This is a genomic window from Candidatus Protochlamydia sp. R18 (assembly GCF_000648255.1).
Taxonomy (GTDB): Bacteria; Chlamydiota; Chlamydiia; order Chlamydiales; family Parachlamydiaceae; genus Protochlamydia; species Protochlamydia amoebophila.
In genome coordinates this window covers 14,950-29,488 of sequence record NZ_BASL01000634.1, presented here as the reverse complement: position 1 = coordinate 29,488, position 14,539 = coordinate 14,950, and the positions used below count along the sequence as shown (strand labels likewise).

At 36.4% G+C, this 14,539-nt stretch carries 12 protein-coding genes; 4 read left to right on the top strand and 8 right to left on the bottom strand.

All coding sequences use genetic code 11. The features are described from left to right. From TY19_RS02950 to TY19_RS02930, 5 genes are all read right to left on the bottom strand, one after another. Nucleotides 1-2,951 (bottom strand): RHS repeat-associated core domain-containing protein (locus tag TY19_RS02950; RefSeq protein WP_042280016.1); only part of this gene is annotated, 2,951 nt, incomplete at its 3' end. A gap of 245 nt (nt 2,952-3,196) precedes the next feature. Continuing rightward, entirely contained in the window at nt 3,197-4,714 is a 1,518-nt protein-coding gene (locus TY19_RS02945; protein ID WP_042280014.1) for a YifB family Mg chelatase-like AAA ATPase, read from the bottom strand. An 87-nt stretch (nt 4,715-4,801) separates the two neighbouring features. Beyond that, nucleotides 4,802-5,581 (bottom strand): DUF455 family protein, encoded by a 780-nt coding sequence (locus TY19_RS02940; protein ID WP_042280012.1) that lies wholly within the window; start codon nt 5,579-5,581, stop codon nt 4,802-4,804. Between the two features lie 2 nt (nt 5,582-5,583). Further along, nucleotides 5,584-6,879: an SH3 domain-containing protein gene (locus TY19_RS02935; protein ID WP_148300623.1), complete on the bottom strand. Its 1,296-nt coding sequence runs from the start codon at nt 6,877-6,879 to the stop codon at nt 5,584-5,586. 251 nt (nt 6,880-7,130) lie between these two features. Further along, complete coding sequence (locus TY19_RS02930; protein ID WP_226988473.1) at nt 7,131-7,832, bottom strand: hypothetical protein; 702 nt, start codon at nt 7,830-7,832, stop codon at nt 7,131-7,133. Nucleotides 7,833-8,110: 278 nt separating this feature from the next. Between TY19_RS02930 and TY19_RS02925 the strand changes: the two genes are divergently transcribed. The 4 genes from TY19_RS02925 (at nt 8,111) to TY19_RS02910 (ending at nt 12,429) form a co-directional block, all read left to right on the top strand. Further along, complete coding sequence (locus tag TY19_RS02925; protein WP_011175034.1) at nt 8,111-9,412, top strand: PhoH family protein; 1,302 nt, start codon at nt 8,111-8,113, stop codon at nt 9,410-9,412. A gap of 184 nt (nt 9,413-9,596) precedes the next feature. Beyond that, a complete protein-coding gene (locus TY19_RS02920) occupies nt 9,597-10,892 on the top strand; it encodes an NTP/NDP exchange transporter (RefSeq protein ID WP_042280008.1) in 1,296 nt (431 codons plus the stop codon). Between the two features lie 142 nt (nt 10,893-11,034). After that, nucleotides 11,035-11,535 (top strand): MepB family protein, encoded by a 501-nt coding sequence (locus tag TY19_RS02915; protein ID WP_042280006.1) that lies wholly within the window; start codon nt 11,035-11,037, stop codon nt 11,533-11,535. Nucleotides 11,536-11,970: 435 nt separating this feature from the next. Next, nucleotides 11,971-12,429, top strand: a complete 459-nt coding sequence (locus tag TY19_RS02910) for a nucleotide triphosphate diphosphatase NUDT15 (RefSeq protein WP_042280004.1) — start codon at nt 11,971-11,973, stop codon at nt 12,427-12,429. Between the two features lie 123 nt (nt 12,430-12,552). Here the strand turns inward: TY19_RS02910 and TY19_RS02905 are convergent, their stop codons facing one another. Genes TY19_RS02905 through TY19_RS02895 form a run of 3 tightly spaced genes read right to left on the bottom strand, consistent with a single transcriptional unit; the run spans nt 12,553 to nt 14,519 of the window. After that, nucleotides 12,553-12,864 (bottom strand): hypothetical protein, encoded by a 312-nt coding sequence (locus TY19_RS02905; protein ID WP_052354743.1) that lies wholly within the window; start codon nt 12,862-12,864, stop codon nt 12,553-12,555. A gap of 6 nt (nt 12,865-12,870) precedes the next feature. Then, nucleotides 12,871-13,893: a nucleotidyl transferase AbiEii/AbiGii toxin family protein gene (locus TY19_RS02900; RefSeq protein WP_042280002.1), complete on the bottom strand. Its 1,023-nt coding sequence runs from the start codon at nt 13,891-13,893 to the stop codon at nt 12,871-12,873. Beyond that, nucleotides 13,890-14,519: a DUF6088 family protein gene (locus tag TY19_RS02895; protein ID WP_226988472.1), complete on the bottom strand. Its 630-nt coding sequence runs from the start codon at nt 14,517-14,519 to the stop codon at nt 13,890-13,892. Before TY19_RS02895 ends, TY19_RS02900 begins: the two co-directional genes overlap by 4 nt. Nucleotides 14,520-14,539: the final 20 nt, after the last annotated feature.

Here is a 14,539-nt window from a genome sequence, read left to right as displayed (position 1 = left end):
GGAGCAACGGCCAGGACATGAATTTTTTGTCTTAATTCTGGCGGATAGTCCATTAAAGCATTTCGAACATAAACAGCAGCTCGGCTATGGCAAACCATTAAAATTTTTCCTTCAGGAGTATCTTTGAAAAATTCATTCCAAGATCTATGTAGTATTCGCACAGATTCATAAGCAACGTTGTTTATTAAAGCTTGTTTATAGTGGTAAAAATCACTAAACATCCCTTGGGAAGCAGAGTATACCCCAAGTACATTATGGTTAGCAAGTAAACCAAGATGGCCAAGGCTACTAAGATGATCTTGACGGCTATTATTCACACCATTCATAAACATTAAGAGTTTCCCTTGAGTCATCTTTAAGTTATAGGGCATATTGGTTAAAGGATTTTTAAAGTCATTTAAATTATATACTGCAGATCGATTATAATAAATAGCATCAGGAATTTCAGAATCTGAATGGAAAAATTCATAATCTCCTTCAGATTCACAAAATTTATGATTCACAACACTGTTTAGTGGGTCGTTATTTAGGTACTGATACACATTACTTGCAACAAAGCCAGGAATTCCAAATGCACCATAGTCGCACAAAGCCATTGTATAATCAAACGTGGTATCTAATAAACCTGAAAAGGAGAATAGCCCAAATTGATCAAAGTAGATCAGAGGGCTATGATGCACATAGGCGTAGAGGTTAGGACCGTCTTCAAAGCCGGAAGGATCAGCTGTGACCCAGCGACCGAGGTTGGGATCATAATATCGAAGACCAAATGCGACAAATCCTGTCTCGGGATCAAATCGTTTGTTAGCATAACGCCAAGGATTTCTAACCTGAGATTCTTTAATCTCTTTTCCTTTCGCATTAAGGATTTGAATTTCTCCAAAAGCAGAATAGCGATAAGTTTCAATCAGTTGCCCTTGTAAAGACTGTAACCCGCTAATTTGACCGAACAGATCGCGAATGGGGACATAGACTTGATCATTTAGTTCAATGGCAACAGGGGGATACTTTTCACCTTTCCCAAGAATTTTTAATTCAGTGATTTTTCCTTTAACGATAGCCCCAATTTCTTCCTGTCCTTGATGAAAGTACATCTCTTCTTTGACACCTTTTTTACTCAAGCGTCGATTAAAAGGATCGTAAGAGTAAGAAATTGTTTTTTGTTTGGATGTCACTGATCGGAGACGGTCAAGGGCATCGTAGGTGTAAATGGTTTTTTCTGAGCCCGTTTGTTTCTCAATTAAATTTCCATTGGGATCATAGAGATAGGTTTCCTCTCCTCTTTTTAAAAGTTGATTGAGGGAATTGTATGTGTGTTCTTGATCATCTTTAAGTAAGCGATTCGAGAGGGAATCACATTGGTATTTATGATTAGCATGTCCTTTTTCACTTTGTAATTGATAGAAATCATCATAAGTATAAGAAGAAATTTTGCCATCGGTTTCATAGCTGAGCAGATTGCCGACTTCATCATACCCTTCACTTGAAATTGTTTGTTTAAAAAAAGGGGAGGCGACACCGATACATCGATCTAAAGAATCATATTGATAATGAACAAGACCATTTTCTCCTGGGGGTTGGGATTTAATTGGTGCACCTTGTAGATTGTGTTCTAAATCTTTATGCGTATAAGAGTACTTTTCGTTCACTAAACGATGAACAGCTTTTAAATCGACTGCGCTGAACTGATATTCAATCGCTGTTTGATCAGGTAGGGTGATAAGAATAGCTCTGCCAAGGCGATCGTATTGATAAGCAAGAATTAATCCATTTCCGAGTTTTTCTTGAATCATGCGTCCCATTTGATCATACAAACGCTCAGTAGAGCTTTCTGTAACATGGTCGACGACTTTTTTTACCAGTCCATTTAATGTATATTCATAATCGTAATCAATAGATCCATCAGAAGATTTTAATGTTTTTAAATAGCCAAATGAATCGTAGGTGTGAGATAAAATGGCTCCATCAGGTTTTGTGGTAGAAATTTTTTGACCTCGTTGATTATAGAGGTAATGAGTGATTTTTTGTTCGGGTGTATAAGCTGCTTCTGCAAGCATGATTAATTGATTATTTTCGTTATAGCTGAAAAGGGTTTCGATGGAATGCGTTGTTTTTCCATCCACCATCACATGGTCAATGCGTTTTGCTTGATTGCCATTCAAATCGTAATAAAATTGTTGGTGAGAAATTTCTATTCCAAAAGGAGTTTTTCGCTTTTCGCTAACTAATCGATTCGCGTTGTCATAGGTAAGAATTGTCTGATAACCTCGGGCATCTGTTGTGGTAGCTTGCAAGACGCGTTGATTATAATGGTTTAAGTAGTAAGGATTATAAGCTGTGTGCGTCGTCTGACCAAGTGCATTGGTAATTTTTATCACATTTTGATGGGCATCATAAGTTGTTTTTGTGACTTGTTCACCCGCCTTAACAACAATTTTATTTCCTTTCGCATTGTAAGTATATTGGTTGCATTGATAGAGTTGATTTTGAGCATCTTCTAGCCTATCTTCAATAATACGATTGAGCCAATCATAGACTTTAATGGTACGTCGATAATTTGATTCATCAATCCATTCTTTAGTTTCAATTTCTCGTCCCAAACTATCGTAAAAATACTCTGTCATTTGCTCTTCTTTAATTTGAGAGACTAGGCGACCCGCAAAATCATAATGATAATGGGTGACGATTCCTTCTTTATCTATATAGGTCAAGGGGTGGAAAGCATTATACGACCAATGCTGTGCACAAAGAAGGTTTCCTTCTGCAGCATAAGTGGATTCGGTTAGAATTCTTCCTTGATAATCTTTTTCATAGTGCGTGCGTATGCCAGAGCGTTCAGTTTTTTGAATGAGAGTTCCATCTAGTAAATAAAGATATTGTTCGGATGATCCATCGGGATAGTGGGCAAGAATAGGCTGACCGCGAATGTTATATTGAATTTTGGTTTGCAACCCTTTAGCATCTGTTACACAAGTTGGAAGACCGATAAGATTATATTCTCTATGAATAACGGGAGAAACAATTTCTCCAGCTTCATTTTCTATCTCGGGTAAATGTATGGCAATTTGGCGACCAAGATCGTCAAATTCAAAGGTAGTTTCTTGTCCATAAGGATCGGTTGTGGCGATACATTGATTTAAATAATGTAAACTAAATTGATTGATTTATTTTTAAATTTGAATTTTTTTAAGATGGATTAATTAGTCGTTTTAAAATTAATGGCTTCCAAAAGGTGCGTATCCTCGATTTGAAAGGAAAAGGCTAGATCTGCAATGGTTCGAGCTAAACGAATAATTCTTTCACAGGATCTAGCTGATAATCCAAAACTTTCAATTGCAGATTTTAAAAGAACTGTACTTGTTGAAGTTAATAAACAGTACTTATTTAATTCTGCGGTACTTAAAGAAGAATTTGTTCTTCCTTGACCTAAACGTTCTGATTGAGACTCTCTTGCTTTTATTACTCGTGAACGTATTGCGCAAGAAGTTTCATACGTTGTTGTTTCTAAAAGATCTTGGTATTTGACGGGTGGAACGATAATATGCATATCAATTCTGTCTTTAAGAGGGCCTGAAATTTTGCTTTGATATTTTTCAATTTGTGCAATGGAGTCTTTACAAGGTTTATCTGGATGTCCTAAATAACCACATGGACAAGGATTCATGGCTGCCACGCACATAAAGCTTGTAGGAAAAGTAAATTTTCCACTTGCACGACTTATCGTTACTTTTTTATCTTCTAAAGGTTGCCTTAATACCTCGAGAACAGTGCGTGAAAATTCAGGAAGTTCATCTAGAAATAAAATTCCTTGGTGAGCTAAAGAAACTTCTCCAGGTCGTGGATAGGTCCCACCTCCTATTAAACCAGCATAGCTGATGGTATGGTGTGGGGAACGAAAGGGGCGCTCTGTAATGACATGTTGGCCCTCTTTAAGTAAACCTGAAATAGAATGAACCCGAGTCACTTCTAAAGATTCTTCCCATGTCAAATCAGGCATAATTCCAATTAAGGCTTTTGCCATCATTGTTTTTCCACATCCTGGTGGACCGGACAGCAAAATATTATGTCCTCCTGCCGCCGCAATTTCTAAAGCTCTTTTGACGTGCGCTTGTCCTTTGATATCTTTAAAATCAACAGAGGGAATGGGACGAGACAGTTGAAAAGGATTGGAAAAAGCAAGGGGCTTATAAGAGCTTGGATCTTGAAGAAAATGAACCGCTTCTTTCAAATTTTCAATAGAATAAATAGCTATTCCTCTTACGGCAGCAGCCTCTGGGGCGTTGGCTGCTGGTAATAAAATTCCTTTTTTTCCTAATTCTCTAGCTAACATGGCAATGGCTAAGGCACCCGTGATCGGGCGTAATTGTCCACTTAATCCAAGTTCTCCTACAATTAAATAATCCCTGTGTGTATCGCGATTTTTTATAAGTCCTAATGAATTGATGAGGCCAATCGCGATAGGAAGGTCATAGATAGCCCCTTCTTTTTTTAAATTACCGGGAGCTAAATTGACAGTGCAATAAATTGATCCTATTTCAAATCCCGAATTTTTAATTGCTGTCAACACGCGATCTTTAGATTCACGAACCGCTGTATCAGGAAGCCCAACAATGACTAAATTGAGTTTTTCGGCTTTGACGACATCCACCTCAACTTCTACAGGAATGGCTTCTAAGCCATGTAAAGATAAACATTGAATACGGGATAAAGACATATTTCCTTAAAAAATAAAATAAATCTTATCTGATCAGGGAATTATTATTAAGTTTATTTTTTTAAGTAATTGTCGATAATGTTTGGCCTACATGGCTTGAAATTTTTGAATCCAATCTTGGGGAATGCCGGCTTTTTGCCGATTTTCAGAGTGTAAAACAAAACCTTTCGCTCGTTTTGGATTCAATAATGTTGTTGCAAGAGTTTTTTCCCACGCATCCCACTCATTATCGTTTTTGTTTTTGAGTCGACGTAACCAATGCCAGCCAAATCCAACATGTGAGATTTCATCTTTTAAAATGGTAGCCATTAATTGAGCGGATAGGTCATCTCCAAAATGAGCAAATGATTTGCCATACATAGGAGCAAAATCCAAATTTGCCATTTCAAATGTTAAGCTCATGAGACTAATATAGTGGAGAGGAGAATGAATGTAAGGAATATGATTCCAAAAATGTTTATAGAGAGGAAGATCTCCAAATTGAATTCCCATCTGACTCATTCGCGTCATATAAAGCCGAACATGACCCTGTTCTTCTCGAAGTGTATTCATTAACCCTTTACGAAAATTTTTGGGGGCATCAGGAAAAGCAAGGAGCGTAAAAGCCATGATTTCCACAGCTAATAGTTCATGACCCGCAAAGCGATGTAAACAAATGGCTCGTTTATCAGGGTCATGATGATCATGAAATGGGGGAAGTTTTTCTTCTTTCGTCCGTTTTGTAAAAGACATACCAGGAGGACGAACAGGTTCGCTCCAAATGAAAGGCAAGCCTGGTTCACAATCCGTTAGAACGGAAGGATGAGCCAGTTTGCCTTCTAAAGTGTCTGCGGCTAAAATTGAATGAGCCCATTCACGCAATTCCATGTTTACTCAAGAGATAAAACATAGTACGCAGGGAAAGCATAATGATTATTGGGTCTTGGGGCAACGCGAATAGATACTTCGTGACCAATGAAATCTTGTAAATTTACTTGTGTACTATAAAGAAAAGCAATCGGTAATTTACTTGCAGAATTAATTAACATATAATCACCAGGTTTATTTTTGACAGGCCGATTATAGGCATCTATAATTCCTTTTAAAATAAATGAATGTTGCTTCTGCTCCTCATAAAAAGCTTGTGGATTTTCATTTCCAGAATGTTTTACCCAATCATTAAATAAGGCTTCTTCAATTGGTAACCAAATAGCCATGTTCATAGGAAGCTGAGATGTTTTTCGAGCGGGATTTGCTTGTGATATACTAGAATTAGAAAGTTTTTCACTTCCTCCTTTCTGCTCAAGGCTTGCTAGTTTAGTTTTATGAGCATTTAATTCTTCTGTTAATTGTTTGTTTTTAGCTTCTAGAATATGAGAAGAATAACCATTTTGGGCTTCTAAATAAGCTAATTTTTTTGTAATGAACGCTTCTTGTAATTTAGCTAAAAGTTCTTTAGCTTTTGCGACTGCATCTGGAAAATCAGTATAATTATTAATAATTGCTTGATAATTTGATTTAATTCTTTCTACATTAAATTGATCAAATGGCTTTGCCATTTCAAGGCGACTTAAAGATTCTGTATTGGCTAATAAGCGATAAACGTCTTCTTTTCGTTTCTCTTGGCGAGCCATTAAACCAGCATCTCCAATTTTTTCAACATATTCTTTAGCAATATAAAATTGTGCTGTTTGTGGAATAGTAATCTCAAGCCATTTATTATTAGTAGAGCTAATAACACCTTCCACTTTATCGCCTGAATTAAGCTGGGCGATAACAGGAGACTCTAAATCTGGCTGTAATCTTACGTTAACCCGGGACCCTTCCACAATATTATCCAAGATGTAGGTTCTAAACACAAATCCTTTGATATCTTTAGGGGGTTGGGCAGTATAAAAATCTTCCGTCTCTCCATTAATAACGAGTAGATCATTTTGATTGTATTCACGCAGAACGTAGCCATCGTAAGTGGGATGTAGGCGTAATCTCACTTTATTTTTAGTGATTTTACCAGTGAATGGCTCAAATGGAACTATTTTTTTTTCAGCTTTTTCTAAAGACGAAGAAAAATTTTGGGTATGTTGAATGTTGACTTCCGCTTGATTTTCATCGGCTAATAAAGATGGGCTAAGCGGAATCAATAAAGATAAAAAGCTTAATATGGAGGGAGCTGGTTTCCTCATCATATAGATCCTCACAATAAAACATGTTAAAAATGATAACTGATAAAGAATTCTAAAGTTTTGAAAGATTTATGCAAAGCATTTAGAAAGGGATTTGTGCCATAGCCTGCTTATTAAACAAATTCATGTAGATATTTTTTATTTTTTTGAGAGGGGATTAGAATAGAGGTAAGGGTGTTAAAAATAGAGGGAATAAATTTCTATTAAAAAAATCAAAAGAAATTTATTCCCTTAAGCTAGTCAATTTTAAAAAATTAACTTTTTAAAACCGCTAAAATATGTTCGCATCCTTGATTTCCACATGTGCAACCTACTGGGCTTCCTAAATAAACATTGTATTTTTCATGTTCATTAAGTTTGCTACAAACTGAAAATAGCTGATTTCCCACTTCCGAAATCGTCCATTCTTGAAACTGTAATTCTTCTTCATGAATAACTTCGCATTCTTCACTAGGGGTGAGTGGTTCAGGATTTAATGTTTTAGCAATTTGACAATGAAAACAATTACAGTTAGGCTCTGCTCTCGGAAATGAAATTTCTTCCGATGTTCCTATAATTTTCGCAATTGCACCGATTTTATCCAGCATTTCGGCTGGTAGGTTAGGAGCATCAAATTGTTCAGGGTTGTGCTGCATAGCGGTCGATAAACCGTCCATCGATCCAAAAGCTAATCGAACGGAAGAATCTCCCATTTGATTCATCAATCCTTTTAATGTATTTTCTGCGATTGGATTGTCGGGCTTATAAATTAATTCCTCTTTATCAAAATAGGCGGCATGGTGTTTAAAAATTTGTTCTACAAATTCATTTGATAAACCAGGAATGTTAATTACGTCTCCATCTGTCAAACTAACAACTAGTATCCCTCCCTTCATGTGAAGGGTAGAAATACGAGACCAACAGGTGGATAGGTAAGGGGCAATGCTTAGAATTTTATCAGTGATTTTAATTTGCATGATGAGCAACCTCCTCTAATCCAGATTAATATCATGTAATAAAAAGTTTTTTTTAGTTTAAAATTTAAATCATTAAATTTTTATCACATATATGGGGTTTTTAATCCCTTTGATATTTTTACTTATCATACACAAAATCAGAATATTTGACAATAAGTTAGCAGTTGAAGTGTTTGAGTGCTTAAAATTTAACTGAGGTTAATAAATATTAAATTTTTTTCTTGTCTCAGATCAAAGAGCTGAATATGATGCACTTTTAATTTTTAGGAGTAAAAAAAATGAAATATAAGACTTTTGTAATTGATACAAACGTATTTTTAATTGATCCTACTGCTTTAATGAAATTTCCTCGACATGATGTTGTCATCCCAGTTGCGGTTCTTGAAGAGTTGGACAAATTTAAGCGAATGCCAAACGAATTAGGGAAGAATGCTCGGGAAACGATTCGTTTCTTAGACTCGCTAAAAAATGTTGGGACTGGCAATTTGCAATCAGGTGTTAAGCTTGATAACGGAGCCACCGTTAAAATTCAGTTAGAAGTTAAAACAGACTACAAATATAACTTTGAACTGACTATTAATGACAATCGTATTTTGATGGCAGCTTATCTTCTATTAGAGCGAGGAGAAAAAGTTGTTTTTGTTTCTAAAGATTTTGCAGCACGGGTAAAGGCCGAAGCTTTAGGAATTGAAGCGGAAGATTATGAAAATTTCAAATATTCTTATGAAGCAGTTTATCGCGGTATTCATCGTATTGATAATATGCCAAAACATGAAATCGATACGTTTTATAAAGATGGTAAACTAACCGTTCCAAACCTAAAAGCACATTTCAATGAATATTTTGTGATGACATCTGCTGAAAACACTTCAGCAATAGGAAAGTATGACCCTTCTCATCTAAGGTTAGAAGCTCTTTTAAAGACAAATCAATTGTGGGGTATTAAACCTCGTAACGTTGAACAACGGTGTGCAATCGATTTACTACTAAGAGATGATATTAAATTAGTCACCCTCATGGGTCCAGCTGGAACGGGGAAAACTATTTTAGCTTTAGCGTGTGGACTTCGAAAAGTTTTTGATGAAGGTGTTTATTCACGTATACTTGTAACGCGTCCAATAGTTCCTTTAGGCCGAGATATTGGTTACCTTCCGGGTACAAAAGAAGAAAAACTTTTCCACTGGATGCAACCGATCTATGATAACTTAGAATATTTATGTGCGTCTACAGGGGGAGAATCTAGTGAAACTCTTAAATGGGTTTTAGATAGTAAAAAAATTGAAATGGAAGCTGTCACATACATTCGAGGTAGGACACTACCAAAAATGTATATGATTATTGATGAAGCTCAAAATCTTACTCCACATGAAATCAAGACAATTATTTCTCGGGCTGGAGAAGGAACTAAAGTTGTTTTAGCTGGAGATCCAACTCAAATTGACAATCCTTATTTAGACAAGGATTCTAATGGCTTGACCTTTACAGTTGGTAAGTTCTTAGATCAAAAAATTTACGGTCATATTTTCTTAGATATAACCGAACGTTCTGAATTGGCTGCCATTGCTGCGGATGTGATGTAATAAGAGAGCTTTTTAATAAATTCTCTTTTTACTGGGAAACACACCCCGATTTTAGAAAATATTCCAGGAAAAATGGGAAGCTTTTTGTAAATCAGGAAAATAAATAGTAAGTATGATTTTAAAAAAAGTAGGCAATTTTGTTAAAGCTGACTTATAAAATATCAGTTTTGAGTAGGAACAACGAATGAGTAAAACAAACCAGGTAAGAATTCAAGTTGAAGAATGGTATGCAGTTTTTCTCTCCTTTATTTATTATTTTTGTGTTTTGGCGGCATATTACGTCATCCGCCCTATCAGAGATCAAATGGCTGTAGAAGTAGGATCGACTGAGTTACCCGTTTTCTTTACTGCTACTTTTCTAGCGACACTTGTGTTAACCCCACTATTTGGTTGGCTTGTTTCGTGTTGGCCACGCCGTGTGATCATGCCTTTGATTTACCTATTTTTTATTGCCCTTCAGATGGTATTCATCTTGTTGTTTCTGAACAAAAATCTACTTTCTCCTAAAGTTTTAGGAATTTTTTTTTACGTTTGGGTTAGTATATTTAATTTATTCGTGGTGTCAGTATTTTGGAGTTTTATGACTGACATCTGGAGTGATCCACAGGCACGTCGCCTGTTTCCTATTATCGGTTTAGGCGGGACTTTAGGCGCTGTAATGGGACCTATAATCACGCGAAGTTTGGTAGAGTTCATAGGATTAGCTCTGCTATTAGCAGTATCAGCCGCATTTCTTGCTATTGCTGTTATATGTATAATGCTTTTAGGTAAATGGGCACATGATCATGGTGCTCATCGAAATGAATTGGGTAGCGAATCAGCAATAGGTGGAGGAATGCTGGATGGATTAAAACAAATTTTTTCAAATCCATTTATAGCTTCTATGTCATTGATGATGCTTTTAAATGATGCGATCGGTACCATTGCTTATGTTTTAATTACAGATTATTCTGGTACTACTTTTCCGAATGATGTGATTGCACAAACGCGTTTTGCAGCCAATATGGATTTATTTGCAAATATTATTCAGATTTTTGTTCAGTTGATTTTAACGCGTTGGCTATTAGTTCGATATGGAGCGAGGGTTGTATTTATTGTTTGGACAATGACTATCGTATTTTTTTGCCTGACAATGACGTTAGTAAACGACCCTTATGTGCCAGTATTAGGAACGTTACCTTGGTTAGCCATGGTGAGTATTGTTGATCGATCTCTTTCTTTTGGAATGATTCAGCCAGCGAGGGAAAGTCTTTACACACTTGTTTCTCGTAATTTGCGTTATAAAGGGAAAAATGTCGTTGATACAATGGTATGGAGGGCTGGTGATGTTGTCTCAATGACATCAGTGAATGGATTTCGGGCTTTAGGCATTAATGTAGCTGGATTTGGCATCATTTGGGCTTTGCTTGCTGCCTCGTCTGGATTGATAGGCTGGCGTTTAGCTAACCGAATCGAAAAAAGCGCTTTTATAAAAAAATAAATTAACGTTTACTCTACTCACAATAAATTGAAGGCAATAAAAATTCAAGTATAGCTTGTAGGATGGCTGTCTAAAATCTCCCATTACGTTCCTGTTAACTTAAGTTAACAGAGTATATACCGATTTAATTTAAGAAGGAGTGATGCATCCAAATTTATTACTGACTGAGCAACTTGTTTATAAACCTATGGGATGGAAGATTGAAAATCTACAGCTTGAACAAGAAAGTGTAGATTATGGAGCAGCAAATTTTGAAATTAATCAGCGTCGCATTAAATTTCGCGTAGGAAAAATCACACCCACAAAAACAGGACAGTTTGTCACTTTTTGGAAGCGTAGCAGTAAAGGGTTAATTTTACCTTATGCTTTTGACGATCCTTTTGATCTATTTGTCGTCAATGTGTGTACAGCAAATCGATTCGGACAATTTGTTTTTCCTAAATCTATTCTCTATGAAAAGGCAATTATATCCAAAAATGAAGGAGAAGGGAAACGAGCTATACGAGTTTATCCATCGTGGGATCAGGCTAATAATTTGCAGGCAAAGAAAACGCAAGCTTGGCAGCTTCTACACTTTTTTGAAATTAATGAAGATCTAAAAATTAATTTTGCCTATATTCAAGGCTTATTTGGACTGGGGTAGAGTGCTTTGATTAACATCCTATTGGAAAAGTTTAGGGGATTTTTAAAAGGAAGTTTTCACTTCCAAGCGGTATTTTTAACGATAAAAAAGCCTTTCAAAGCACTATTTTTGGATCATTGCTCCTTGATAAACCAAATAGGCTTATCAGCGTCGCACTAACAAAAATTTAGCACCTTGAAGGGCCTTTTATATTCTATTTGAAGGTGGAGAGAATTGAACTCTATGTCAACCAACTAAACAGAAGCAACTAAAGTAAACAAGAATGAGATTATCAATAACTTATGATCAAATCAAATAGTCTGATTTAAGCTTCTTTGGGTCTATTTTTTGCAGTCTAGTGCGTAAAATTTGCGTAAATCCAAGCGCTTTCACTCTCAAAATCCTATTGAAACAACCATCATTTTTATGCACAATAGTCTCTTTTGGAGAAAGGGAATGGGAACAATCGAGGATAAACCAAAACCAAGTGTCGGTGTAGGAATTGTTGTAGTAAAAGATGGAAAAGTACTTTTAGGTAAGAGAAAAGGTGCTCACGGCTCTGGAGAGTGGTCTTTTGCTGGTGGTCATCTTGAATTTGGAGAAGACGTCAAAGAATGTGCTTTGAGAGAGTTATCCGAAGAAACGGGGTTGAAAGCCCTTTCTGTACAGATGGGTCCTTGGGTCAATGACATTATTGAAGAAAATAAGCATTATGTCACCCTTTTTGTATTTGTCAACGAGTTTGAGGGGTCACCTCAGCTTTTAGAACCAGATAAATGCGAAGGATGGGAGTGGTTTGATTGGCATTCACTTCCTTCTCCTCTTTTTACTCCAATCCTTTCTTTAATTAAAAAAATAAGCATTGAAAAATTGAGCATTACACCTTCTTTCAATGAAGTAATAAGGATGTTATGAAATCGAAAATAGCAATTTATCTTGCGGGAAGCACAAAAAAGGGTACGAAAAATCAGATGAGACTTATTGGACTAATAAAGATATGTCTTTCCTAAAAGAGAGTTTTTAGCTCTTATGAAAATTTCATTCATTAGAGCTGACTTTAACTCCTTTGCCAATCCATTCATGGCGACAGTAAAAGCAATCAATATGGCTGTCGGGTTCGAATTCTGCAAAGTCAGCAACTTTGTCTTCTATAACTGCAGCAATAGGATTAATTCTTAAAAACTTCTTTTTCCAGCCTTTTCCTTCTAGGTTTAATTCAGGAGCCCACACATCGACTTGTTCTTGCGTGTATTGTTTAATATTAATGCAATGGATTGTGTGAAAATAGATATTCGCGAGAGTTTGCGCATCTTCCACGCGGTAATTTCTTATTGATATCTCTGATGCCATAGTGCCTTATTCCTTAACGTTATTAAATTCTTTTTCAAAATTTCCAATTGCTTTTAGGATTAGACCCCATTCTGGAGTTTCTCTAAAAAACATGGACTTCATCAGTGCATAATCTTTCTCAAGTTCTTTTAAGATTTGAGTAGGAGGAAAGAGCTTTAAGGTTTCCTTCCTAGCTGTCCCGTAATTTGCCCAACTTGATGCAAAGTAAATACTTTTGTGGATGGCAACTCTTTCAAGCAGAGGGGTCTCAATAAGAGCCTTCTCCTTGATTTCCGAATTTAGTAAACGGAAAAAATCATAATAATGCCTCGAGATTCGTGACGGAAGCTTCTTATTTTTTGGTAAATGAGCATATTGATGAAGGATTGTTGCTTTTTCCCAAAAAGTTCGTTCAGCATTCAGCACGCGAACCAATATTTCAGATTCATGAATTTTTTCTTTTAGCGCCTCCTTAACATAGCTCTGTATTTTATGTTCGCTGACAGGCCAGTGTTCTGATCTTGCACCGACTTCGATTTTCACAAGTGGACGAATATATCCAGCTTTTGAGGTTTCACTTGGGTATTCAAATAATAATGTTTGGGCATCGGGGTCTTCTTGGTCAAGGAAGACTTGCCACCCATCAATTGTTCCGAGTTTTGCAGCAAAGGAATCTTTAAGATCGGCGAGCATCTGAGTTTGAACATAATTGGAGCAAGCTTTTGAAAGGTTACCGATAATAGCGTTTTGTTTTTTCTTGGATGGTGCATTTTCAGGGTCATGAGGCGTACCAAAACCAAAAAATTCTCTTTCAATTGAAAGATCGATATCTTCTGAAAAACGATCTATCAATCCATATACTTTGGAAAGGGACGTGCCTCCTTTAAAGGTGAGGTGAGGCTTCAGCTTTTGAAGCGAAAATAGTCTTTCCAAAACCCATACGACCCAGTAGTCTTTCTCAATAATCTCAAAGGGAAGGTTCTTGATATCAGTTGTAGCTCTAAAGAAAAGTTCTCGTTCATCTTTAGATAAAAGATGGATCTCATTCATGGCTTGAGCTCCATAATTTCAAAAATAAGGGTTCTAATCCAGGCAGGAGCAAATTTCATATTTTGCTTAATTTCCTTTTCGTTGGAATCTTTGAGAAATTTTGAAACTTGCGCACGCACTATCTGGTCAATGTGATCTTTCCCTAAATTTTTTAGGGCTTGAATCAGAAGACCTTCTCTAGTTCCAGCAGAAGACATTATTTTTTTTGTGGTCTTTTTAAAAATGATTTCTTGATTACCAATTTTAACTTTCCTTGAGGGACCTTCAGTTAAAAAAATGATTCGACCAGGAACTTGTGTGGAAAGACCGACTAGATTTGCAGCATGAGCACCAGCAGGTTGAATTTGAACTCCGTTTTTTTCCGCAATCGCTTTAGCAACCTCATTCAAATCTGGAGGGATTACACCTAATACATCATGCTCTTTAGGGTAATCATAAATGCCTTGAGCGAGTCGGCGGATGAAATTTTGTTTTTGAAGCTGCGAGAGAGCTTTTCTAATAGAGGTATCGCTACCGAGATCTAAAAAGTGCATCGGCGTAAAACACCATCCGCGACCGTGATCGATAATTCTATTCTTGATCATCACTTCAATACTTGAGCCCATTATAATCTCTCCATTTTTCACAAAAATAGCATCTTTTTGTG